Here is a 21,923-nt window from a genome sequence, read left to right on the forward strand (position 1 = left end):
TCCTCCAGAGTGCCCCGGGGACACGGCGCGCGGCAATGGCAGCTGACCGCACTGGGTCGCACGCTCGCCCGGCGGGCGCGGCAGGCGGGCGCCGGCGCGACGGGCACCGACGCCGCGGCCGCTCAGCTCGCGGCGGTCTCCCGTGCCTTCGCCCGGCTGTCCGTACGGGTTCCCGTCGTCACCAGCGGTGGGCGGTGAAGTCGACGGGACGGGGCCGGAGCGCGCGGGTCCGTTCCGCCAGCCGGTGCAGGCGTTCGGCCATGTCGTGGGCCGGCAGGTGCCGGCGGTCGCCGTGGCCCGGCAGCAGCCATTCGAAGCGCAGGTGGGCCACCGTGCGGGTCAGGGAGGCGGCGAGTTCCTCGATGGAGTACCAGGTGACGCTGTCGGCCACCTCGATGTCCGACGTCGTGCGGCACCAGTAGAAGCTGTCGCCGCTGAAGCAGTACCGCTCGTCCGCGAGGTAGAGCACGCTGCCCCGTGTGTGCCCGGGGAGGGGCACGGCCACCACGCCGTCGGCGACCGGCGTCGCCGACGTGCCGCGCAGCACCTGGTCGGCGTCGGGGGCGGCGTCGAGGTCGCCCTCGTGGATCCACAGCCGTGCGCCGAAGCGGTCGGCGTAGCGGCGGCCGTGGGCGGCGTGGTCGCGGTGGGTGAGCAGGACGTCGGTGACGGGGCCCAGCGCCTCGTAGCGGGCGGCGAGCCCGGTGCTCCAGCGCGGGGTGTCCACCATCATCGTCGTGCCGTCGGGGCGGTGCAGCAGGTAGGAGTTGGCGCCGGCGGTGTGCGGGGAGTTGTGCCCGCACAGCTGCACGGTGTCGTCGAGGGGCAGCGGGAACGGGTCCTGCGCCGCGTCCAGCACCCGCCCCGGCGGCCGGACCGACCGCGTGGGGCAGGCGTGCGCGGCGGCGTGGAACTGCCGGGTCTCGTCCTCGTCGCGCGGCTGACGCAGGACGACCGAGCGACCGCCGGCCTCACCGATGAGGCCGGGGGCGAGCTGCCGGGCGACGTCGCAGTTCGTGCACCGCTCGTCCACGTACCAGCCGTCGTGGTGCCGTTGCTGTTCGCCGTCCATGAGCCGCCCCCTCGGGTTTCCGTGTCCCCCCAGGGGTATCGCGGACGCGTCGCAAAGAGGAAGGGGGTTCCGGCCTTGTACTTGCGGGGGTGCGCTGCTCTGGACGCCGGGCCGGCGTCAGGCGATTTCTCCCAGTATGGACTGGATGACGTGGCGGGCGTTGTGTGCCATGGACGGGTTCGTGGTGCGGTAGTACGGCAGCGCGATCACGGCCTGGGAGAGCGTGCGGGCGCGGCCGCGGGCCCACGTCGCGTCGTCCACGCCGAGCGTTGCGCGGAAGACCACCCGGGCATCGGGGGGCAGCAGGTTCCATGCGGGGAACAGGTCGCAGGCCGGATCGCCCACCCCCATGCACCCGAAGTCGATGACCGAGGCCAGCCGCCCGTCCGCCACCAGCAGGTTTCCGGGCATGAGATCGGCGTGCAGCCATACCGGCGGCCCGTCCCAGCCGGGTACCCGCAGGGCGTCCTCCCATACGGCGGCCAGGGAATCGCAGTCGACGCCCTCCTCCGGGAGCGCGCGCAGGGCTTCCAGAGCGGCGCGGGTCGCGGCGTCGAGCGACGCGAGCGGCCCACCGCGGTGGGCCGGGGGCGCGCCGGGGAGGGTGATGTTCCGCATGGCCGCGACGAAGCCGGCCAGGTCCTGGGCCAGGAGTGCGGGCTCGCTCAGGGCCCCCGGCTGCGGATTGTCCCCCGCCAGCCACCCGTGCACCGACCAGGGCCACGGATACCCCTCCGCGGGCCGGCCGGCCCCGAGCAGCTCGGGAACGGCGGTGTCCAGCAGGGGCGCGAGGCGGGGCAGCCATTCCTGCTCCAGCTCCACGTCCGCGGCTCCGCCCTCGTACAGCGGCAGCCGCACGACCATGCGGTCGCCCAGCCGGTACATGGCGTTGACGGTGCCCCCGGAGGGCACCCGCTCCACCGGCAGCCCCGCCCACTGCGGGAACTGACCGGCGACGAGCCGCCGTACGAGGTCGGTGTCGAGGGAGGCGCTCATGGGGCACATGAGACCGACGCGGCAGAGCGGGCGTCAACTCGGTTTGTAGCAGGACGGTCGGGGCGGTCCGGACCGGGACCGAGGGCGGGAGCACGTGCACCAGCTGTACGACGGCACGGATCCTACGGCAATGGCGCCAGGCTGCGGAGACCGGGCTCGGCCTGTGCGGCGCCAATGTGCACATCCGCTGACGGCATGCCAGGGCGTCCCGGGTGTCTCAGGCGGCCGGCGGCACCAGTCGGTAGCCCTCGCCGTCGGGGACCACGTGGCCGGCTGTCGGCGGCGGGAAGTGGCTGCCCAGCAGCAGGACGTCCGTTCCGGCCAGTCCGGCCAGCAGGGTGCGGCGCGTGCGGATCGCCTGGCCGGGGTCGATGTCCACGCAGCTGGTGATGTCCGGGTCCGACAGCTGCACCGGGTGGTGGAGGCAGTCGCCCGTGATGACGGCTCGCCGGCCGGCGTCGGCCAGCTCCACCGCGACCTGCCCCGGCGTGTGCCCCGGCGTCGGGAGCAGCCGGACGCCGGGGGCGATCGTGGTGGGGCCGTCCGTCACGTCGACGAGGTCGAGGAGGCCGGCGTCGTGGACCGGGTCGACCGAGTCGCGGAACATCTGGCGGCGGCTCTCCTCCATCTGCCCGGCCGTAGCGGCCCAGTAGTCCCACTCGGTGCGCGAGGTGACGTAGCGGGCGCGGGGGAAGGTGGGCGTCCACGAGCCGTCGTCCGTGAGCCGTGTGTTCCAGCCGACGTGGTCGGTGTGCAGGTGGGTGAGGACGACCAGGTCGACGGTCTCGGGCGGGAAGCCCGCGTCCGTGAGGCGTTGCAGGTAGTCGGTGTCCAGGTCGTGCCAGGCCGGGTTGGCGCGGGTCTTGCCGTTGCCGATGCCGGTGTCCACGAGGACGCGGAGGCCGTTCGCCGTCACGAAGGCGAAGGTGTGGCTGGAGGCCCGGAGGATGCCGTCGGGAGTGGCGAAGTCGGGGCGGAGCCAGGACTGCCGGGTCACGACTTCGGGGGTGGCGGCGGGCAGGAGCCACGCGCCGGTCTCCGGCGGGAAGGCGGTCTCGTCGATGCGGTGCACGACGAGACCGCCCACCGTCCAGCTGGGTACGGACCGGTCCGTCATGGTTCCTCCGTCGCTCGGCTCGGGCTCACACTAAAGCGAGTTCTTTGCGTTAAGGGCCACAGTAGCCCTGTCGGCCCGATTAACGCAAACGATTTGCGTTAGCCGGGCCCCGCGCGTCCGCTCCGGCGGCTGGTGAGAGGGGTCAGTCGCAGGGGTTCCTCTGCGAAGAAGCCCTGACCGTCTCGCGCCAGCGGTGCTCGCCGCTCAGCGTGCAGACGCGTGCCGCGACGGTTTCCGGGTCGAGCTCCCAGAGGCGGACGGCGCGGTCCGTGTTGGTGGTGGCGAGGAGGTGGCTCCCGGGTGCGTAGGCCAGGCCGGAGACGTAACCGCCGGTTCCGGTCAGGGTGGCGACGGGCTGGTGGCTTTGCGTGTCCCACAGGCGGACGGTGCGGTCGTAGCCGGCCGTGGCGAGCGTCCGCCCGTCGGGGGCGTAGGCGAGACGGCTGGTGGTCTCGGTGTGGCCGGTGAGCCGTGCGATGCGCTGGTGCGTGTCGGTGCTCCACAGGGTGATGTCGCAGCTGGTCGCCGCAAGCGTGCGGCCGTCCGGGCTGAAGGCGAGGGTGTACGCCCTGCACATCTGTCCGTCGCGGGCCAGGGTGGTGACCACCGTGCGGGAACGGAGGTCCCACAGGCGGATCGTGCCGTCGTGGCTTCCGGTGGCCAGGGTGCGGCCGTCCGGGGAGAACGCCACGGAGCCCACCGCGTCCGGTTCTCCGTCGAGGACGGCGACCTGGTCGTGGGAGCGCGTGTCCCACAGCCGGGTGCTGTGGTCGCTGCCGGCGGTCGCCAGGGTGCGGCCGTCGGGGCTGAAGGCCGCGGCGCGGACACTTCCGGAGTGGCCCGTGAGCGTGGCCGCCTCCTTGGGCTCCTCCCGCCTGCTCATGTCCCACAGGCGGGTGGTGCCGTCCTCGCCCGTGCCGGCGAGCGTGCTGCCGTCGGGCGAGAAGACGAGACTCGTGACGGCACCCGTGGGGCCGGTAAGGGGGGTGACGAGGCGGTGGCCGGCGATGTCCCAGACGAACACCGAGCCGTGGGAGTCGCCGGCGGCCAGGGTGCGGCCGTCCGGGGAGACGGCCACGGCCGTGGTGGACTCGCCGCTCCCCGTCAGCGTTCTCGCCTTCTCGTGCGTGGTGGCGTTCCACAGTTGGAGCGGCGGGGTGACTCCGCGCTGCCCGGTCTCCGCCACCGTCGCCATGCTGCGCCCGTCCGGGCCGAAGGCCACGGCGGAGATCAGGCCGGCCCCGGCCAGGGTGCCGGTGGCCCGGTGCGTGGTGGTGTCCCACAGGCGTGCGGTGCCGTCGTTGACCGCCGCGGTGGCGAGGGTGCGGCCGTCCGGGGAGAACGCCACCGACCAGACCATGTCGGCATGACCTTCGAACGTGGCCGTCGTGCGGTACGACTCCAGGTCCCACAGCCGGGCGGTGCGGTCCGAGCTTCCGGTCGCGAGGGTCCGCCCGTCCGGTGAGAAGGCCACTGCCGTCACGGTGTTCGTATGGCCGGCGAGGGTGGCCGTGACGCGCCGTGCGTCCACGTCCCACAGCCGGGCCTTGCGGTCGCTGTACGCGGCCGCCAGCGTGCGGCCGTCGGGAGAGAACGCGACCCGCCGCACGGTGCTGTCGCCCGTGGTGAGCACCGCCGCCTGACGGTGCGTGGCCACGTCCCACAGTCGTACGGTGCCGTCGTCGCTCGCCGTCGCCAGGGTGCGGCCGTCGGGCCTGAACGCGACGCCGTTGACGCCGCTGGAATGCCCGGTGAGCGTGGCGACGAGCCGGTGCGTGCCCGTGTCCCACAGCTTCGCCGTGCGGTCGCGGCCCACCGTGGCGAGCGTCCGGCCGTCGGGCGAGTAGGCGACGCCGGCGACCCTGTCGGTGTGCCCGGCCAGCGTGGCGACGAGCCCCCCGGTGGCCGTGTCCCACAGCTTGGCGGTGTGGTCGTCGCTCGCCGTGGCCATCGTCCGGCCGTCGGGGCTGAAGGTCACCGCCCACACGTCGTCCGTGTGGCCGGCAAGCTGGTTGCCGGGGAACTGGGCGTAGGTGCTGAGCAGGCTGCTGCGGGCCTCGGTGGTGGGCGAGCGACGGTAGGCGCTCAGCGCGAGCAGCATGGCGGCCTCCGGCTGGTCCTGCATCATTCCGCCGGCGCGGGCCGCGAGTTCCCGCGATTCCGCGATGCGCCGCTGGTCGTCCGCCACGCGGCTCTGGTGGACGGCCACGGCACCGGCGAGGAGGGAGAGGACGAGGAGGGTCGCCAGACCGGAGATCAGGGCGCGCAGGCGTCGCAGACGTCGCTGCTCCGTGAGCTGCCGGTCCGTCTCCTGGTCGGCGCTCGCTTGGAGGAACGCCCGGGCCGTGGAGGTGAGGGCCGCCCTGGCGCGCGGGCCCGCGGCGGCCTCGAGGGCCGCCGCGAGGCGCGAGCCGCGGTAGAGCAGGCTGGTGTCGCGTCCTTCCTGCTCCCAGGTGACGGCCGCGTCCGCGAGCGCCTGGCGGGTGCGCAGGGCGGCCCGGTCCTCGTCGATCCACTGGCGGAGGCGGGGCCAGGCGTCCAGCAGGGCTTCGTGCGCCACCTCGACGTGGTCGGCGTCCACGAGGAGCAACCGGGCCCGGGTGAACGTTTCGACGACGGCCTCGGCGTCCCCGGCCCGGTCCGCCGCGTGGTCCGCCTCGTGGTCCATCGCGTGGTCCGCCGCGTGGTCCGCCGCCTCGTGGTCCGCGCCGCCGATGTCCAGGAGCTCCGTCCGCCGGGCCCGCCGGCTCGTCTGCCGGTGCTCGCCGACCTGGACCAGGTGCAGCAGGACGTACCGGGCGGTCTCCTGCTGGTGCGGGGGCAGCGAGGCGTAGGCGCGCTCGGCGGTGGCCGCCACGGCGCCGCAGATGCCTCCGGTCAGCCGGTAGCCGTCGACGGTCAGGGTGCCGTTCTCGCGGTGCTGCCACGTGCTCAGCAGCGCGTGGGACAGCAGGGGAAGGGCCCCGGCGGGGGCCGCGCGGGCGGGCACCGCGCGACCGTGCACCAGGCCGGTGTCGCGCAGCAGGATCTCGGCCAGCCCCGGTTCCAGCTCCAGGCCGGCCTCGCGCGCCGGCCCGGTGATGGCGTCGCGCAACTGGGCGTCGCCCATCGGGCCGAGCGTGACGTGGCCTCGCTGCATGGACGCGGCCAGCCCCGGGAAGGCCAGGCAGCGCTCGTAGAAGTCGGCCCGTACGCCGAGGACGACCAGGGCCGGCGGGACGGCCCGGCCGGACCCCTCCGGCTGCCGCGTCAGCGCGAGCAACGCCTGGACGAACTCCTGCTGTTCCGCCTCGTCCGGACACAGCATGAAGGTTTCTTCGAACTGGTCCACCACGACGATCAGGGACACGGCCGCGTCACCGGTGCCCACCGCGGCACCGACGGCGGCGGCGAGGGCGTCCCCGCCCTCCCCGAGCGCCTTCTCCAGCAGTCGGCGGGAGGCCCCGGTCACCATGGCGGTCCGGTCCAGGAGTGCCTCCACCGGGCGCCGGCCCGGCGTGAGCAGTGCGACGGGCCACGTCTGGGAGCCGGGAACGGGCAGGACGCCGCGGGCGAGGGCGGGCAGGAGCCCGGCCCGCAGCAGCGACGACTTCCCCGCCCCCGACGGCGCCATGACCAGGAGGGGGCCCGGCGTGCGCAGCCGTTCGGCCAGCTGCGACACCAGGCCGGCGACGGCCTCCTCGCGTCCGAAGAACCAGCGCGCGTCCTCCACCCCGAACGGGGACAGACCCGGGTACGGGCACGCGTCGTCGTCCCGCGCCCCGCCCGCGGAGTCCTGCGCCACCGGCCGGAGGGCCTCCTCCAGCAGCCCGCCGGTGTCCAGTACCTGGTCGCAGACCCGGGCCAGCTCGTGGGTCAGTGGCTTCTCGCCGTTCTCGACCTTGCTGAGGTAGCCCTTGCTGTAGAACGCCCGGCGGGCCAGTTCGGCGAGGGTGAACCCCTGCTCGCGCCGCAGCCGGCGCAGCAGTTCCCCGGGGCGTTCGGGGGCCGGGGGCGTCGTTCCCTCCGCCTCGTCGCCCCGGTCACGGCGCGTGCCGTCCACTGCTGGTCCTCCCCCTCTGCACGGGGGCCGTACCGTGTGCGGACCGCCCCCGTCGGTGCTCTGCCCGCGCTTCCGCGCGAGCGGGCGCCGTGGGCATCAGCGCGATGATAGCTGTTCGCTATCAGGCCATTGCTCCGGGTATTCCCCGTCGCCGCAGGCGGGCCGGGTAGCGTGCGCGGCATGACGACTTCGCGACCGATGAGCGCCGTGTCGAGGACGGCGCTGGCCGTGGCCGGGGTGCGTGCGCACGAGAGCGCGTCCGGGAACGCCCTGTTCTCGGACCCGTACGCCGCGGATTTCCTGGCCGCCGCCGCGTCCGGCTCCGGTACCGGCGCGGCCTCCGACTCCGGCGCCCGTTCCGGCGAGCCGTTACGGGCGGCGCAGGAGCCGGGGCCGTTGGCCAGGGCCCTGAGGGCCCAGACGGTTCTCCGTACCCGCTTCTACGACGACGAGTTGCTGCGCTCCGGCTGCCACCAGGTCGTCCTGCTCGGGGCCGGGCTGGACACCCGCGCCTACCGGCTCGCGTGGCCGCCGGGGGTCCATCTGTACGAGCTCGATCTGCCGCCCGTCCTGGAGTTCAAGGAGCGGGTGCTGGCCGCGCGGTCCGCCGCCCCGCGGTGCGGGCGGACCGCTCTGCCCGTGGATCTGCTCGGCCCGGACTGGGCCGGCCGGCTGGCCGGCGCCGGCTTCGCCGCGGACCGGCCGACGACGTGGCTCGCCGAGGGGTTGCTGGTCTACTTCACGGCCGAGGAGGCGGCCGGGTTGCTGTCGGCCGTCGGCGAGTTGTCCGCCCCGGGCAGCCGGCTCGCGCTGGAGCGGGGGCGGAGCGGGCGGACGGTTCTCGACGACCCGTCCGTCGCGCACATCACGTCGCTGTGGAAGGGCGGGCTGGGTGCCGGCACCGCCGACTGGCTGGCGGCCCGCGGCTGGCTGACGGAGTACCACCCCCTCGACAGGGTCGGGGAGCGGTACGGCCGGCCCCTGGCCAACCCGTCCGGTACGGGCTTCGTCACGGCCGTGCGGCCCGGGGACCCGCCGCGGACGGGTCCGTCGGGCCCCTCCCGTCCGTCCGGGTCGCGGTGACCGCCACCGCCGCGTACTGCATCGTGAAGCTGCCGCCCATCGCGTCGACGGCCCGGGCCGTGGCGTCCAGCAGCTCCGCGAGCCTCTCCGGGGGCAACAGGCCGGCTTCGCCGCTGGTGCGCATCTGGGACAGCCATGCGTCGCGCGTGTAGGACTGTTCCCAGTCGTACCGCCACTGCTCGGGGGCAGTGAAGGCGCCTGTCCGCCGGATGCCGTCGGTGGTCCTGGTGAAGAACGGCGCGTACGCGTCGAGGCCGGTCGCGGCCCAGGGGTTGCGCGGTAGGTCGGGCAGGACCCGGCGGTGGACGGCGGAGAAGGCCTCCGCGACGTCGGGCGAGGGCAGGAACACGTTCCAGAAGACGGCCAGGCGGCCGTCGGGCCGCAGGACGCCGGCCGCCTTGGCGGCTCCGGCGACCGGGTCGACCCAGTGCCAGGTCTGGCCGGCGACGACCGCGTCGAAGACCCGGCCGGCGGGCTCCCAGGTCTCGAACCGCGCTACCTCGACGTCGAGGCCCCGGCGTTGGGCGAAGCCGGCCATGCGCGGGTCGGGGTCGATGCCGAGGACGTCGCAGCCCGCTGCCTGGAACTGCCGGGCGGCGATGCCCGTACCGCAGCCGACGTCGAGGACGGCGGGGCCGGGGCAGGCGGCGGCGATGCGCTGGACGAGGGCGTCGGGATAGCGGGGCCGGGTGCGGTCGTAGCGGTCCGGGTCGGAGCCGAACGACTCGGCCATGGCACGGACTTGGTGGGATTCGGGTGCGGAACCGGGCTCACGCCCAGGAGGTAAAATGGGCATGCGCCCACTATGGTGGGCGCGCGCCCACTCGTCAACGGGCGGGCGCGGCCGGGAAGAAGAGCCGGAGGGAGAGGGGGATCACGACATGCCGACGGGTGTGGCCCTGCGCGACCCGCGCGAGCAGCTGTTCGGCGCCGCCGAGCGCATCCTGCTGCGGGACGGGCCGAACGCGCTGACCAGCCGGGCGGTGACGACGGAGGCGGGCTGCGCCAAGGGGGTGCTGCACCGCCACTTCGCCGACTTCGACGCCTTCCTGGCGGAGCTCGTCCTGGACCGCATCGCCCGTGTGCGACGGCAGGGCGATGCGCTGCACGACGCCGCCGGATCCGGCACCGTCGCCGGTAACCTCACCGGCGCGCTGACGGACCTGTTCGGCCCGGTCGCCGTGGCGATCGTCGCTCTCGTCACCGCCCGGGACGAACTGCGCGCCCGCCTGCGCCGGGCCGGCTCGGCCGGCATCCCCCTCCTCACCGAAGCGGCGGCCACGCTCGCGTCGTACCTCACGGCGGAACGCACACTGGGCCGCGTCGCACCCGACGCCGACGTCACCGCGCTCGCCCCCGCGCTGATCGGAGCCGTCCACCTCCTCTTCGCCGGCCACGAGGGCCCGCCACCGCCCGGCGCGGAAGCGGTCCACAAGGTGGTCACCGCGGTCATGGCGGGCGCGGTACGGGACGAACGGCGCGGCCCCTAGCACTCCGGCAGCGTTGCGCTGTCCGGCCTGGGCAGAGGCGTCGTCGGGGGCGTAGTGGTCTGATCGTGGATCAGAGGGGCGGTCCGGCCGGACCGCCCCTCCACCGCGTGCACCTGGGCACGGCCGGTCCACCACGGGTGCCGGGTACTGCGGAGCGTAGGTGGCCGACCAGCTGCCGGCCGGCTTTCGCGCGACCCGGGCCGCCCGGCCCACCGGGCGCAGCCGACCGGTGTCGTCACCCGCATCCGATCGGGGGTCACGCTTCCCGTGGAGCAGGTCGCCTGTCTTGCCCTCGGTGCGGACGTCACGCACATGGTCCATGGACATCATGACGCCGGTCCTCGATGCCGCCGGAGCGGAAGCAGACGCACGGCGGGCGGTCGCCACCCCGGCTCGGGCTCGTTCACGAGAATGTGTGCGAGCGCCTGGCCTGCCGCCGAGCTCAACAGCCTCGGCCGGGCGCCGACCGACGGCCGACGGCTGCCTGCACCTCCCCACGGGCCCGGGCGGCAGGCCGATCCCGCCGGCCGCTGACCGCGTCGCGGGCGGGACCACTGGAGCCGGTTACGGTCGACGGGCCTGGCCCGCGGGCCGGAATCGCGGTTGTCGACCGGATCACTCCGTTACGGGCAGGCATTCGGCGAGCAGGTCGACGATGTCGTGCCAGGCTCGCTGCGCGTGCCGTGGGTGGTGGCCGACGCCGGGGACCGTGGGATGGTCGACCGTCGGGTGGTGGAAGGCGTGCAGGGCGCCGCCGTAGATCATGAGGCGCCAGTCGACGCCCGCAGCCTGCATCTCGGCCGTGAAGGCGTCCCGTTGCGCGGACGGCATGATCGGGTCTTCCGACCCGACCCCGGCCCACACCGGGCAGCGAATGCGCGCCGCCTCGCCCGGTCGGCCCGTGGTCAGCCCGTTGACAGTCGCGATCGCGCGCAGGTCGACGCCGGCGCGCCCGAGTTCCAGCCCGATGGCGCCGCCGGTGCCGTAGCCGACGGCGGCGATCCGGTCGGGGTCGGTCCGCGGCTCGGCGCGCAACATGTCGAGCGCCGCGTGACCGATGTGCCGCATCCGGTCGGGGTCGGCGAGCAGCGGCATGCAACGGGCCAGCATCTCCTCGGGGTCACCCAGATAGCGTCCGCCGTGGAGGTCGAAGGCCAGCGCCACGTATCCGAGCTCGGCGAGAGCATCGGCCCGGTGGCGTTCGACGTCGCTGAGCCCCATGCCCTCCGGCCCGAGCAGCACCGCGGGCCGGCGATCGGCTCCGGCCGGGAGTGCGAGGTGCCCGATCATCGTCAGGCCGTCTGCCGGGTACTCGACCGTGCGCGTGGCAATCGTCGTCATGCGACTCGACAGTAGCGATCACCGAGTCCGGTCGGGCCGCTGCTCTGCCGTCGGCAGAACAGCGGGGTGTTCCTCTCGGTCGTCGACGGCCACGACACGGACGGCGCCGGCGAGGCTGATGCGTTGGTAGGTGCCGAAGGCGCCGTCGGGCTGGATCACCTGGTCGCGGTGCAGGGTGAGGAACGAAGGACTTCCTGCCGAGCTGTATCCAGCCGTGCCCGGGGTCGCGCAGGTTCCCGCTGCACGCGCAGGTATCGAGGATGTCGGCGCGGAGCAGCAGGTGGCCGGCGGCGTCCTCCTCGGCCGCCGCCAGGGCCGGGTAGTCCGGCCAGGCGAGCTCCGCGTCGACGCGCAGCGGTTGGGGTTGCGTGGCCTCCCACTGCTCCAGCGGCTGCTGGAGCTCGGTGACTCGAGCAAGGGCCACGTGGCCGGATCGACTGCTACCAGCAGGTCAGAGCTTTGAGCGCGCCGTCCCCGACAACGCCGCTCGGCCCGTCCGCGCGTCAGCCGCGCCGGCGCGGCCCTCCGGGGGCGTACGTCTCCAGGTATGCGGTGACGAGGCGACGCGCTTCGTCGATCGTGGCGTCGTCTCCGGTCGGCGAGCGGCGGAACGCGGTGTCGAAGAGCCGGGTGCCCACCTCGAAGGCCAGCAGCAGGGCGAGCCGCGGGGTCTCGGCGGAGAGGACGCCCCGCTCGACGAGGTGGCGCCGGAGCCGCTCCGCCTGCGTCTCGTCGAAGGCGCGCACCAGCTCGTCGAGCGTCGAGTGCCGTCCCGCGAACCAGAGTGCCGTGCAGCTCCCGTGCCTGCGGAAGTAGCCGAGGAGGAGGTCGATCACGACGTCGACGGCTTGGCGCAGCGTCCGTGTCCCGGGGTCGTCCAGCGCGGCGCCGATGAGCGTGTCGAGCTCGCTCAGGTGCCACCGCAGCAGCTCGGCATCGACCTCGTACCGGTCGGCGAAGTAGTGGTACATGGAGGCGATCGGGATCCCCGCCCGCTCCCCGATCGCCTTCAGCGTGGCGGCGTCGTAGCCCTGCTCGGCCAGCAGCGTCTCGGCGGCGTGGAGGATGGCGCGCCGGCGCTCCGTCCCCCGGCGCTGCGCCCCCGGCCGTGCCGGCGTCCGGGTCGTGGCGTTGTTCTCGAACACGAATCGAGATCGTATCAAGCCATGGGATCAGGGGAGACCGGGCCTCTCCATGGGCTTGCAATGGGCCTGCGTTGACAGGCCGTCAGGAGCGCGGCATAAACTCGAACTCGATTCGAGATTGGATCACGTCGTGCAAGCGAGCGAACGGAGAAGGTCCATGGCCGACAGGTACGACGTCGTGGTGATCGGTGCCGGCTTCGCCGGAGTGACCGCAGCCCGGGACCTCGGCGCGGCGGGGCACTCGGTGCTCCTCCTCGAAGCGCGCGACCGTATCGGCGGCCGGACGTACACGGGCGAAGCCTTCGGCCGTTACGCGGAGTTCGGCGGAACCTACGTGCACTGGAGCATGCCGAACGTCTGGCGCGAGATGCAGCGCCACGGCATCCCCCTGGCAACGACCCTCGAGGCGGACACGGTGCACTGGCTGGCCGGCGGCAGGATGCACTCCGGGAGCCAGGCCGAGTACGCCGAGACCGTCGCCCCGCACGCGGCCCGGTTCTTCGCCGACGCGCGGACGCGGTTCCCGAGGCCGTTCGACGTCACCGCGGGTGACACCGGCGCGATCGAGGAACAGACGCTCGCGGACCGGCTCGACTCCCTCGGCCTGTCCGCACACGACCGGGACGTGCTGGAGGGAATCCTGGCCACGTTCGTCCACTCCCCCGGCGAGCAGGGTCTCGCGCAGTTCCTCCTCTGGGCGTCCGCGAACTTCGGGGACTGGGGCGCCTTCCTGGAAACCGCCGGCTTCTTTCCAATCCAGGGCGGGACCAAGCGGCTCATCGAGGCCGTCCTGGGCGAGTCGAAGGCCGAACTCCGGCTGTCCACACCCGTCGGCGCTGTCGAGGACGACGGATCAGGCGTCACCGTGACCACCCGCGCGGGCGAGCGGATACGGGCGCGGTCCGCCGTGGTGGCGGTCCCCCTCAACACCCTGGGCGACATCGCGATCACCCCCGCGGTCGCGCCGCCGGTACGCAGGATGATCGAGCGGAAGCACCCGATGAGGACGGCGAAGGTCCTGGCGAGGGTCAAGGGCGAGATCGACCCCTTCCTGGCCGTCGCTCCCGCCGGCAAGAACCCGGTCTGCACCGCGAGGGTGGAGTACCGGCACGAGGGCGACACGCTCGTCTCGTGCTTCGCCGCCGACGCCTCGGCCGTCGGCGGCGGGGACCGCGAGAGCGTGCAGGCGGCGTTGCGGACCTTTGTCCCTTCCATAGAGGTGGTCGCCACGGCCGGATACGACTGGGCAGGCGACGAGTTCGCCCAGGGCACGTGGGTCCATCACCGGCCGGGAGACCTGACCGGGGTCGTCCCACGGATGCGCGAGCCCCATGGGCGCGTCCACTTCGCCGGGGCCGACTTCGCGGGCATGTACGTCACCGGGATCGAGGGGGCCATGGAGACCGGCGCGGGTGCCGCCCGGAACGTCATCGCCGCCCTGGCCGGCCGGTCCCGCTGACCGCGCCCCGGCGGAGGCCTCCCGCCCGCGGCCGTCCCCGGCGTCGACCGGATGCTGCGGGACCGGACCGGTTCCACGTCCGTGGACGCCCGGACGCGCAGGGGTTCGAGCACGGCACCGTGTTCGACCTCGGCGGCCGCACGGCGAGTTCGCGCTCCTCAGCTTCCTGCGCGAACCACGCACCGTCGGGGAGATCGCCGGGCACCGGCTGGTGTACCGGCCCCACGTCCAGGGCCCGCATGTGAAACCGGTGGAGCGGCGGACGGCCCTACGGCACCTCGACCGGGTGGTGCCGATGCCGCGACACTGCTGGTCGTCAGCCACTTGGAGAGCCAGGTCGGCCGCGCCGGCCTCCTGGCTGATCCAGCCGGAAGAGGCCGGCGCGAGCGGCCGGCCCGCGGCGTCCAGGCCGGCCCAGCAGGTGCTGTTCGTCCGCCGCCCGGCCCAGCCGGGTGAGGTGAACTGGACTTGCGGCGGCGGCCGTCGGGGAGGGTGATGTCGCGGGGGAAGACCTCGTACCGGGACAGGAGGTTGGCCAGGCACGCCGGGGTGAGCTCGGCGTAGCGCCGGCGGTCTGCGGCGGCGCCGGGAAGGTGCTGCAGTGCAACGCCCGGGGCACCCTCGGCCGGGTGACGCCCGGTCAGCTGGTTATCGTGAGGCTCTTGTCGTCGCCCCAGCATTGCGAGATGCATGATGTTTGCCGTGCAGTACCACCGCTACGGCGGTCCCGAAGTCCTCTCCCTCGACGAGGCCGAGGAGCCGCACGCCGGGCCCGGTCAGGTGCGCATCGCGGTGCGTGCCGCCGGTGTCACGCCCGCCGACTGGTACCTGCGGTCCGGGATGCTGCAGGAGCTGCTGCCCGTGCGGTTCCCGCACATTCCCGGGCTGGACGCGGCGGGCGTCGTCGACGAGGTGGGCGAGGGCGTGACCGGCACGGCCGTCGGGGACGCCGTCTACGGCCTCGTGCCGTTCCTGCAACTGGGCGGCGCGTCGGCACAGTACGCCGTGCTGGAGGCCTGGGCCCCCAAGCCCCGGTCGTGGAGCTTCGAGGAGGCCGGCGGTGCTGCCGGCAACGTCGAGACGGCCCGGCGCGTGCTGGACTTCCTCCAGGTCGCCGAGGGCATGACCTTGCTGATCGAGGGGGCCGCCGGAGGCGTCGGGACCCTCACCGTGCAGCTCGCCCGGGCCCGCGGGCTCACCGTGATCGGTACGGCGAGCGAGCACAATCACGCCTTCCTGGAGCAGCTCGGCGCCGTACCGGTCACCTACGGGCCGGGCCTCGCCGAGCGCGTCGCCGCGGTGGCCCCGCAGGGCGTCGACGTCGTGCTGGACGCGGCGGGCAAGGGCTCCCTCGCGGACCTGGTGGCCATCGCCGGCGACCCGGGCCGCGTCGTGACCGTCGCCGACCTCGACGGCGCCCGGCACGGCGTGCACGTCTCCCGCTCCGGCGTCGGGCAGGCGCACGGCTGGGCGGGGCTTGAGGAGGCCGCCGTCCTCGCCGACCAGGGCCGCCTGACGGTGCCGCTGCACGCCGTGTTCCCCCTGAAGGAGGCCGCCGCCGCGCACGAGGCGAGCGCCGGCGGCCACGCGCGCGGCAAGATCGTGCTCACCGTGCCGTAAGCGGTGCGCGGTCCGCGAGGTCCACGTGGTCCGTGAGGGTACGCCGGGGTGCCCAGCCCTGGCGTACCGCCTTCGTGATGTCCAGGACGACGCCGTGCGCGAGCTGGTCCACGGCGTAGCGGGTCAGGAGCGGCTCACGGGCGGGGCGGAGGCGGGCGAGCGTTTCCGCGGTCCGCGCCGCGGCGCGGGCGACGGGCAGTGGCAGGTGGCCGATCCTGGCGTCGATGCCGTGGGCGCGCAGCACCGTCCGGATCGCGTCGTCGCGCCCGTACGGCAGCGGGTCGGCGATGTTGTACGCGCCGGCCGGCCAGCCGGCGGCTGCCAGGCACGCGTCGGCGAGGTTCTCGACGGCCGTGAGGCTGAGGACGGTGTCCGGGCCGGGCAGCACCAGCCGGCCGCGGCGGACCCGCGACAACAGGCGCGGCAGCAGGTGCGGGTCGCCGTCGCCGTAGACCGCCCGGGGCCGCAGCACGACGGCCCCGGCGGCGAGGGCGAGGGCTTCGCCGGCGGCCTTCGTGCGGCCGTACGCGTTGAGCTGGTCCCGCACGGGGTGGTCCTCGGTGAGCGGGGCCGGGTGGACCCCCGGGGCGTAGACGCTGGCGCTGCTCACCCAGACGACCGGCCGGCCGGCGGCGGCTTCCAGGAGACGGGCCGTGCCGTCGACGTTGACGGCACGCATGGTGGCCTCGGCCCGTGAGCCGGGGGCGGGGTCGCCGACGGCGGCGGCGCAGTGGACGACGAGGTCGGCGCCGTGGAGGTCCGGTGGGGCGGAGGTGGTGGCGTCCCACGGAACGTGACGGCCGACGGGGCCGGGGCGGCGACCCACACAGAGGACGTCCGCGCCGTGGTCGGCGGCGGTCCGGGCGATGTGCGCACCGCAGAAACCGGATGCGCCGGTGACGGCAATGGTGGTCATGGGGTGTCTCCGTGGGCGGTGACCGTCGACGTGCGCCGGCCCGGCAGGGGCCGCCCGCCGGGCGGCGCGTACGCAGACGGCGGTGGGGCGGTGCGGGCCGGTGAGGCCAGGGGGTCGGCGAGTGGTCCGGGCCGGCGAGGGAGCTCGGGCGGTTGCCCCGCGGGCGGCGACCGTCAGCATGCGCCGGACCGGCAGAGCCGCTCGGCGATCGGCGCGTGCGCAGACGGCGGTGCGGCGGTACGGGCCGGTGAGGCCAGGGGGTCGGCGAGTGGGCTCGGGCCGGGGAGGGCGCTCGGGCGGTGGCTCCGCAGGCGGCGACCGTCAACGTGCGCCGGCCCGGCAGGGCCGCTCGGCAGTCGGCGGTGCGGCGGTACGGGCCGGTGAGGCCAGGGGGTCGGCGAGTGGGGCTCGGGCCGGACCAGGAAGGCGCTCGGGCGGCGACCCTCAGCATGCGCCGGACCGGCAGAGCCGGCCACCAGCGATGCGGCGTCCCCGCGGCCGGCGCGTCGGCGAGTTGAGGCCCGGCCGGAACAGCGATGGCGCTCACGCGGTGCCCCCACGGGCGGTGACCGTCAATGTGTGCCAGCCCGGCAGGGCCGCTCGGCGGTCGGCGCGGGCGTGCAGCACGGTCGGGCGGTGCGGTGCCAGCGCGGCCAGGGTGTCGGCCAGTTGGGCCCGGGTGAGGGCGGCGCCGGGGCAGGTGTGGGGGCCTGTGCCGAAGACCAGGTGGGCCAGCGCGGCCGGGGCCGGGTCGTGGGGGTCGGGGAGACGGTCGTGGGCTCGTGCCGCGTGACGGGCCACCAGGAGCAGGCGGTCACCGGCCCGTACGGGGCCGCTGTCCGCCGCGGCCACGCGGGGCAGCAGCGGCGACGGGGCCGTGACGCGGAGCAGCTCCGTCACCAGGGCGGGCCGGAGGCGGTCGTCCGCGGCGGCGTCCCACAGGCCGGCGTCCGCGCACCACGCGACGGCGCGCGGCAGGGCTGCCACGGTCGTGTTGACCGCGGCGACGGCGAGCATGGCCGGCAGTCCGGCGCCCACCAGTTCCTCCAGCCGGGCCGTCGCCGTGGCCGCCGCACGCGCCGCGCCACGGCCCCGCAGGCCCGGCAGGTGGTCGCGTACCGCCGCTGCCGCGGCGTCGGCCGCCGCGTCCGCCACCGCCAGGGGGTCCGTGTCGAGGCCCAGCAGGGCGCACACCGTGGCCCCGGCCAGTTCGCGGGCGAGGGGGACCAGGTCGACGGGGGTTCCCGTGCGCAGCGGTGCCAGGTGGCGGTCGAGGACCTGCTGTCCCACCGGGCGGAGGCGCGTCACTCCGGCCGCGCCGAGGCCGTCGGCGAGGGTCCGGCGGGTGCCGCGGTGGCCGGCGCCCTCCTGGTCGAAGAGCATGCCGCCCGCGGAGAGGGCGCGGGCCGCTCCCCCGGTGGTGCCGGGCGCGGTGCGGTCCAGGGGGAGCCGGGTGAGGGTGTGGCGGTACGGCTCGGTGCCGTTCACCAGCACCGTACGGCCCAGCCGCGTCACGGGCCGCCGGCGGGCCGCGGCGAGCAGGGCGAAGAGGAGGGGGTGGGAGCGGGTGTACACGCGCCGGTCACGGCGCCGTGCGCGGGTGGCGGGCGTACGGGTCACCGGACGTGCACCTCGCGTTCGTCGGTGGGGCGCCGGCGGCGGTCCCAGCACCACGGCAGGCGGCGCAGGCCGGTGCGGACGACCATGTGCTCGGCGCGGGCGGTCCGTTCGCTGTGTTCCCGGGCGCGGTTGAGGAGGGCGACGTCCTCGGGCGGCCCATAGAGGGCGGTCGCGCGCAGCACCGCGGGCAGCAGGTGGCGTTGGGCGAAGTTCGGGGACGTGTCGGGGCAGGGCAGGCTGCGGCCGCAGGCCCTTTCGGTGCCGCGGGCGAACTCGGCGCGGGCCGGGAGGCGGTCGGCGTCGGTGCGGACGAGAAGGCGTGCGGCGGGGCGGAAGCCGGTGTCGGCGGCGGCGTCCGTCCCGCGTTGCGGCTCGTGGACGAGGTGGACGGGGAAGGGGGCGCCGGCGGCGAACCGGCGTACCGTTTCAGTGGTGTCGGTCCGGGCGGCGACGGTGGCGGGGACCACCGCCCGCAGCGCGGTCATCGGGCCCCTCCCCCGGCGCGGAGCCAGGCCGCGGCCAGGCGGGCGGTGGCCGCGCGGTCGGGTTTGCGGGAGCGGCCGGACAGGGGGATGTCGGCCAGCAGGACGGCGTCGGGGCGTGCGGTGCCCATGCGGCGCAGCGGGCCGGCGAGGGCGGCGTGCAGCCGGGCCCGGTCGGCGCCGCGGTGCGGCTGGACGACGGCGACGAGGCGTTCGTCGCCGTCGTCGGCGGGGACGCCGACGAGGAGGGCGAGTTCGACGCCGGGGACGTGCAGTGCGGGCTCGTACAGGCCGGGGTAGATGTTCTCCGCGCCGCGCAGCACCATGTCCTTGGTCCTGCCCTCCAGCACGATGCGGCCGTTGTCGAGGCGGGCGCGGTCGCCGGTGGCGACCCAGGGGTCGGGGTCCTCGCCGAGGTAGCGGTGGCGGGCCGCGGGGCCCGTCAGCAGGAGTTCGCCCGCGGGCGTGGTGGTGGCGGTGACGCCGGGCAGGGGGGCGCCGGCCAGGTCGCCGTCGCCGGTGAAGGCGGCCTTGTCGGCCTGTTCGACGGCCGCGGCGGGGAACAGCTCGGTGAGCGCGTAGACGCCCCACGCCTCGTCGGCGCCGGCGTCCTTCACGCGGGTGAGCAGTCCGGCGCTCGCGGGGGCGGAGCCGGTCCACACGCGGCCGGTGAAGGGGGCGTCCTCGGCGAGCGCGGCGCGCAGCTGGGGCGGCGTCAGGTAGGTGGCCTGCGGGGCGAGCCGGCGGAGCTGGCGGGCGAGGACGCGGGGGGTGCGGGCGGGGAGGGCGACGGGGGCGCCGTTCGTGAGGGAGGGCACGAGGACGAAGAAGGTGCCGCCGAGGACGGGCCGGCCGGGCGCGGGCCGGACGAGGCCGGCGACGGTGGCCATGCCGGCGGCGAGCGAGGAGCGGGTGTGGACGACGGCGCGGGGCCGGGCGGTGGTGCCGGAGGTGAAGACGACGACGGCGTCGCCGTCCTCGTCGACGGGGCGCGGCAGGCCGCGGGTGGGGGCGCCGGTGTCCAGTGCGGGCGCGCAGCCGGGCAGCCGGGGGCCGACGGTGGCGACGGGGCCGAGCTCGGCGAGGCCGGGCAGGGCGAGGCCGGCGCGTTGGGCCAGGGGCCGGGCCCAGCCGGCGGCGGCCTGGGCGGTGGCGTCGGCGAGGACGAGCGCGGGCCGGGCGAGGGCGAGGCGGGCGCGCAGTACGTCGGGGCCGGCGCCGGGGTCGAGGACGGCGCCGCGCAGGCCGAGGCGGTGCGCGGCGAGGAGGACGGCGAGGGCGCGGGGGCCGGGGCGTACGGCGACGCCGAGGGTGGCGCCGCGTTCCAGGCCGCGGGCGTGCAGGGCGGCGGCGTAGCGGTCGGCGAGGCCGGCCAGGTCGCCGCAGGTGGCCTTGGTGCGGACGGCTCCGGTGCGGGTGGTGCCGAGGACCGCGGGGCGGTGGGCGCCGCGGCGCAGGGCGTGGTCGAGGGCGTCGAGCATCAGCGCGGGTCCTCCCCGTGGTGGCCCGGGCCCTTGTCGAGGTACCAGCGGGCGGTGCCGGCGAGGCCGTAGGCGCGGAGCCGGCGGGTGGAGTTCTCCACGACCATGTCGCGGGCGTGGACGATGGCGGTGGTGTGGCGGCGCACCCGGTTGAGGAAGGTGCGGTCGGTGGGCGAGGGGCGGCGCGGCATGCCGCCGACGGCTTCGTAGAGCCCGGCGGTGACGGCCATGTTGTTGCCGGCGTGCATGCGGTAGGGCGCGAGGTAGCCGTGGCGGCGGTGGTGGGCGGGGCGCAGGCGGCCGAAGAGCGCGGCGAGGACGACCAGGGCGCGGAAGGCGGCGCGGCCGAGGGGCCCGTGTTCGTCGCGGCGGGCCTCGATGCGGCCGCACACGAGGCCGGCGCCACGGTGCAGGGCGGCGCGGGCGGCGGCGGTCCAGCCGGGGTGGGGCAGGCAGTCGGCGTCGGTGCGGGCCAGCAGGGTGGCGCCGTGGGCGATGGCGTACTGGAAGCCGGTGTCGACGGCGCAGCCGACGCCCTTGTCGGGTTCGTGCAGGACGTGGACGGGGAAGGGCGCCCGCCGGGCGAACTCGTGGGCGAGTCCGGCGGTGCCGTCGGTGGAGGCGTTGTCGACGACGACGAGAGTGAAGGCGCGGTCGTGCTGGGCGGCGAGCGCGTCGAGGGTGCCGGTGATGCGGGCGGCCTCCTGGTGGGCGGGGACCACGACCCACAGCGGAGCAAGGGTGTCGCTCATGCCTTCTCCCACACGATCGTCATGATGCTGATGCCGCCGCCGAGGCCGACGAACAGGACGCGGTCCCCGGTGCGCAGCCCGTCGTGGACGCGGTCGAGCTGGACGCCGAGGGTGGCGCTGGCGATGTTGCCGAGCTCGGGGACGGTGACGACGAGGCGGTCCCGTGGTACGCCGCTGAGCTCGGCGAAGCGTTCCAGGTAGGGGACGGTGACCTGGTGGACGAGGACGTGCCGGAAGTCGGTCCGGTCGAGGCCGGTGCGGTGGCGGACGCGGTCGAGGACGGAGGTGCCGACCTTCTCGAAGACGTCGCGCAGGGCGCGTCCGTCGCCACGGAAGTAGGTGTGCTCGTCGCCGCGCGGGTGGCGGGAGCCGCCGCCGGGTATGCCGCCGACCTGCCAGTGCTCGGAGTGCGTCTCGGTGTCGACGTCGAGGATGCCGCCGCGGGCGACGGGTTCGAGGACGACGGCGGCGCCGGCGTCGCCGAAGGTGTAGCCGGCGAAGGCGTCACGGAACGCGGCGGGGCCGGCCGGGTCGTGGCGGACGGCGCGGCTCGGTGTCTCGCCGGTGACGACGAGGGCGCGCCGGGCCCGCCCGGCCATGATCATGCTGCGGGCGACGTCGATGCCGTTGACGAAGCTGTTGCAGGCGTTGGTGACGTCGAGGGCGTGGCCGCGGGAGCCGAGGGCGGCCTGCACGATGTGCGCGGTGGCGGGTTCGGTCATGTCGCGGGTGGCGGAGGCGAACACCAGCAGGTCGACGTCGAGCGGGTCGAGCCCGGCGCGGTCCAGCGCGCGGCGGGCGGCGCGCAGCGCGAGGGTGGAGGCGTACTCGTCGTCGGCGGCCGTGCGGCGGGAGCGGATGCCGGTGGCGCGTTCGAACACGCCCGCCGGCAGGGGCAGCCCACTGGCCGCGGTGACGCGCTGCCGCAGCTGCTCCGACGTGACGGCGCGCCGGGGCAGGTCGGCGCCCACTCCGGTGATGCCGACGCGGAGCGGACCGTCGCCGGTGGCGTACTGACTGTGCATACGAGGGAGGCTACGAAGGGGCCCGGCGGGGGCACATGGGCGCGGATACTCAGCCGGTACTCATCCGGGCCCGGGACGGCCCTGGGGGATTCCGGCAGGGCGGCTGTCTCTTCCTTCGCCTCGTCCTTTGCCTCGTCCTTTGCCTCTTCCTTTGTCTCTGCCTTTCGGCAGAGCGGCGGATCGTCCACAGGGTTCAGGCCGGGGCGGGCGCGGGCGCCGATACTGGTGACCGTGCCGCGCATCAGCCCCTTTCGTCGTTTCACCCCTTCTCGCCCTTCTCGC

General features: G+C 75.2%; 19 protein-coding genes and 2 pseudogenes. 5 read left to right on the top strand and 16 right to left on the bottom strand.

Translation table 11 applies throughout. The annotated features are described in order from the left end of the window. The first annotated feature begins 9 nt into the window (after nt 1-9). Nucleotides 10-198: a hypothetical protein gene (locus IE305_RS19920; protein WP_190131023.1), complete on the top strand. Its 189-nt coding sequence runs from the start codon at nt 10-12 to the stop codon at nt 196-198. Here IE305_RS19920 and IE305_RS19925 read toward each other — a convergent pair. The 6 genes and pseudogenes from IE305_RS19925 to IE305_RS33825 form a co-directional block, all read right to left on the bottom strand. Then, entirely contained in the window at nt 179-1,072 is an 894-nt protein-coding gene (locus IE305_RS19925) for a 4Fe-4S domain-containing protein (RefSeq protein WP_190131024.1), read from the bottom strand. The two genes, IE305_RS19920 and IE305_RS19925, sit on opposite strands and share 20 nt — an antisense overlap. Nucleotides 1,073-1,189: 117 nt before the next feature. Then, on the bottom strand, nt 1,190-2,068 hold the full coding sequence (locus IE305_RS19930; RefSeq protein ID WP_229891231.1) for an aminoglycoside phosphotransferase family protein: 879 nt from the start codon (nt 2,066-2,068) through the stop codon (nt 1,190-1,192). Nucleotides 2,069-2,285: 217 nt separating this feature from the next. Further along, nucleotides 2,286-3,185, bottom strand: a complete 900-nt coding sequence (locus tag IE305_RS19935) for an MBL fold metallo-hydrolase (protein WP_190131026.1) — start codon at nt 3,183-3,185, stop codon at nt 2,286-2,288. 142 nt (nt 3,186-3,327) lie between these two features. Further along, nucleotides 3,328-5,313: a WD40 repeat domain-containing protein gene (locus IE305_RS33815; protein WP_373311696.1), complete on the bottom strand. Its 1,986-nt coding sequence runs from the start codon at nt 5,311-5,313 to the stop codon at nt 3,328-3,330. Nucleotides 5,314-5,625: 312 nt separating this feature from the next. Continuing rightward, nucleotides 5,626-6,969: pseudogene (locus IE305_RS33820) on the bottom strand (nSTAND1 domain-containing NTPase); the annotation flags it as partial. A 21-nt stretch (nt 6,970-6,990) separates the two neighbouring features. Then, nucleotides 6,991-7,227, bottom strand: a pseudogene (locus tag IE305_RS33825) (helix-turn-helix domain-containing protein); the annotation flags it as partial. 180 nt (nt 7,228-7,407) lie between these two features. Here IE305_RS33825 and IE305_RS19945 point away from each other — a divergent pair. After that, on the top strand, nt 7,408-8,310 hold the full coding sequence (locus IE305_RS19945) for an SAM-dependent methyltransferase (RefSeq protein WP_190131028.1): 903 nt from the start codon (nt 7,408-7,410) through the stop codon (nt 8,308-8,310). Here the strand turns inward: IE305_RS19945 and IE305_RS19950 are convergent. Continuing rightward, the gene (locus IE305_RS19950; protein WP_229891233.1) at nt 8,237-9,043 is read right to left on the bottom strand and encodes a class I SAM-dependent methyltransferase; all 807 of its coding nucleotides are present in this window, start codon (nt 9,041-9,043) and stop codon (nt 8,237-8,239) included. The genes IE305_RS19945 and IE305_RS19950 overlap by 74 nt on opposite strands. 148 nt (nt 9,044-9,191) lie before the next feature. Here IE305_RS19950 and IE305_RS19955 point away from each other — a divergent pair, with 148 nt between their 5' ends. Next, nucleotides 9,192-9,800, top strand: coding sequence for a TetR/AcrR family transcriptional regulator (locus IE305_RS19955; RefSeq protein ID WP_190131030.1), 609 nt, complete (start codon nt 9,192-9,194; stop codon nt 9,798-9,800). A 615-nt stretch (nt 9,801-10,415) separates the two neighbouring features. Here the strand turns inward: IE305_RS19955 and IE305_RS19960 are convergent. The 3 genes from IE305_RS19960 to IE305_RS19970 form a co-directional block, all read right to left on the bottom strand. Next, entirely contained in the window at nt 10,416-11,141 is a 726-nt protein-coding gene (locus IE305_RS19960) for a dienelactone hydrolase family protein (RefSeq protein WP_190131031.1), read from the bottom strand. Nucleotides 11,142-11,159: 18 nt separating this feature from the next. Then, the gene (locus tag IE305_RS19965) at nt 11,160-11,300 is read right to left on the bottom strand and encodes a hypothetical protein (protein WP_190131032.1); all 141 of its coding nucleotides are present in this window, start codon (nt 11,298-11,300) and stop codon (nt 11,160-11,162) included. A 344-nt stretch (nt 11,301-11,644) separates the two neighbouring features. After that, complete coding sequence (locus IE305_RS19970; RefSeq protein ID WP_190131033.1) at nt 11,645-12,286, bottom strand: TetR/AcrR family transcriptional regulator; 642 nt, start codon at nt 12,284-12,286, stop codon at nt 11,645-11,647. A gap of 157 nt (nt 12,287-12,443) precedes the next feature. Between IE305_RS19970 and IE305_RS19975 the strand changes: the two genes are divergently transcribed. After that, nucleotides 12,444-13,745: a flavin monoamine oxidase family protein gene (locus tag IE305_RS19975; protein WP_190131034.1), complete on the top strand. Its 1,302-nt coding sequence runs from the start codon at nt 12,444-12,446 to the stop codon at nt 13,743-13,745. A gap of 693 nt (nt 13,746-14,438) precedes the next feature. Beyond that, nucleotides 14,439-15,365 carry an NADP-dependent oxidoreductase gene (locus IE305_RS19980; RefSeq protein ID WP_190131175.1) on the top strand — a complete coding sequence of 309 codons (927 nt, stop codon included), beginning with the start codon at nt 14,439-14,441 and terminating at the stop codon, nt 15,363-15,365. Here the strand turns inward: IE305_RS19980 and IE305_RS19985 are convergent. The 6 genes from IE305_RS19985 to IE305_RS20010 all read right to left on the bottom strand — a co-directional run bounded on the left by IE305_RS19985 (nt 15,352) and on the right by IE305_RS20010 (nt 21,641). Then, the gene (locus IE305_RS19985; protein ID WP_190131035.1) at nt 15,352-16,281 is read right to left on the bottom strand and encodes an NAD-dependent epimerase/dehydratase family protein; all 930 of its coding nucleotides are present in this window, start codon (nt 16,279-16,281) and stop codon (nt 15,352-15,354) included. The genes IE305_RS19980 and IE305_RS19985 overlap by 14 nt on opposite strands. 543 nt (nt 16,282-16,824) lie before the next feature. Beyond that, complete coding sequence (locus IE305_RS19990; RefSeq protein WP_190131036.1) at nt 16,825-17,901, bottom strand: cytochrome P450 family protein; 1,077 nt, start codon at nt 17,899-17,901, stop codon at nt 16,825-16,827. After that, nucleotides 17,898-18,386 (bottom strand): hypothetical protein, encoded by a 489-nt coding sequence (locus tag IE305_RS19995; RefSeq protein WP_190131037.1) that lies wholly within the window; start codon nt 18,384-18,386, stop codon nt 17,898-17,900. Before IE305_RS19995 ends, IE305_RS19990 begins: the two co-directional genes overlap by 4 nt. Beyond that, nucleotides 18,383-19,864 carry a class I adenylate-forming enzyme family protein gene (locus IE305_RS20000; RefSeq protein ID WP_190131038.1) on the bottom strand — a complete coding sequence of 494 codons (1,482 nt, stop codon included), beginning with the start codon at nt 19,862-19,864 and terminating at the stop codon, nt 18,383-18,385. The genes IE305_RS19995 and IE305_RS20000 overlap by 4 nt, the downstream gene beginning before the upstream one ends. Beyond that, entirely contained in the window at nt 19,864-20,616 is a 753-nt protein-coding gene (locus IE305_RS20005; protein ID WP_190131039.1) for a glycosyltransferase family A protein, read from the bottom strand. Before IE305_RS20005 ends, IE305_RS20000 begins: the two co-directional genes overlap by 1 nt. After that, the gene (locus IE305_RS20010; protein WP_190131040.1) at nt 20,613-21,641 is read right to left on the bottom strand and encodes a 3-oxoacyl-ACP synthase III family protein; all 1,029 of its coding nucleotides are present in this window, start codon (nt 21,639-21,641) and stop codon (nt 20,613-20,615) included. The genes IE305_RS20005 and IE305_RS20010 overlap by 4 nt, the downstream gene beginning before the upstream one ends. Between the last annotated feature and the right edge of the window lie 282 nt (nt 21,642-21,923).

It is taken from the genome of Streptomyces mashuensis (assembly GCF_014654785.1).
GTDB lineage: Bacteria > Actinomycetota > Actinomycetes > Streptomycetales > Streptomycetaceae > Streptomyces > Streptomyces mashuensis.

Excerpts from the sequence above, each read along its gene's own strand:
- IE305_RS19985 (WP_190131035.1), bottom strand. The coding sequence starts at position 16,281 with ATGACCACCATTGCCGTCACCGGCGCATCCGGTTTCTGCGGTGCGCAC.
- IE305_RS33815 (WP_373311696.1), bottom strand. The coding sequence starts at position 5,313 with ATGATGCAGGACCAGCCGGAGGCCGCCATGCTGCTCGCGCTGAGCGCC.
- IE305_RS19945 (WP_190131028.1), top strand. The coding sequence starts at position 7,408 with ATGACGACTTCGCGACCGATGAGCGCCGTGTCGAGGACGGCGCTGGCC.
- IE305_RS19960 (WP_190131031.1), bottom strand. The coding sequence starts at position 11,141 with ATGACGACGATTGCCACGCGCACGGTCGAGTACCCGGCAGACGGCCTG.
- IE305_RS19925 (WP_190131024.1), bottom strand. The coding sequence starts at position 1,072 with ATGGACGGCGAACAGCAACGGCACCACGACGGCTGGTACGTGGACGAG.
- IE305_RS19935 (WP_190131026.1), bottom strand. The coding sequence starts at position 3,185 with ATGACGGACCGGTCCGTACCCAGCTGGACGGTGGGCGGTCTCGTCGTG.
- IE305_RS19980 (WP_190131175.1), top strand. The coding sequence starts at position 14,439 with ATGTTTGCCGTGCAGTACCACCGCTACGGCGGTCCCGAAGTCCTCTCC.
- IE305_RS20010 (WP_190131040.1), bottom strand. The coding sequence starts at position 21,641 with ATGCACAGTCAGTACGCCACCGGCGACGGTCCGCTCCGCGTCGGCATC.
- IE305_RS20000 (WP_190131038.1), bottom strand. The coding sequence starts at position 19,864 with ATGCTCGACGCCCTCGACCACGCCCTGCGCCGCGGCGCCCACCGCCCC.
- IE305_RS20005 (WP_190131039.1), bottom strand. The coding sequence starts at position 20,616 with ATGAGCGACACCCTTGCTCCGCTGTGGGTCGTGGTCCCCGCCCACCAG.
- IE305_RS19975 (WP_190131034.1), top strand. The coding sequence starts at position 12,444 with ATGGCCGACAGGTACGACGTCGTGGTGATCGGTGCCGGCTTCGCCGGA.
- IE305_RS19995 (WP_190131037.1), bottom strand. The coding sequence starts at position 18,386 with ATGACCGCGCTGCGGGCGGTGGTCCCCGCCACCGTCGCCGCCCGGACC.
- IE305_RS19930 (WP_229891231.1), bottom strand. The coding sequence starts at position 2,068 with ATGAGCGCCTCCCTCGACACCGACCTCGTACGGCGGCTCGTCGCCGGT.
- IE305_RS19950 (WP_229891233.1), bottom strand. The coding sequence starts at position 9,043 with ATGGCCGAGTCGTTCGGCTCCGACCCGGACCGCTACGACCGCACCCGG.
- IE305_RS19955 (WP_190131030.1), top strand. The coding sequence starts at position 9,192 with ATGCCGACGGGTGTGGCCCTGCGCGACCCGCGCGAGCAGCTGTTCGGC.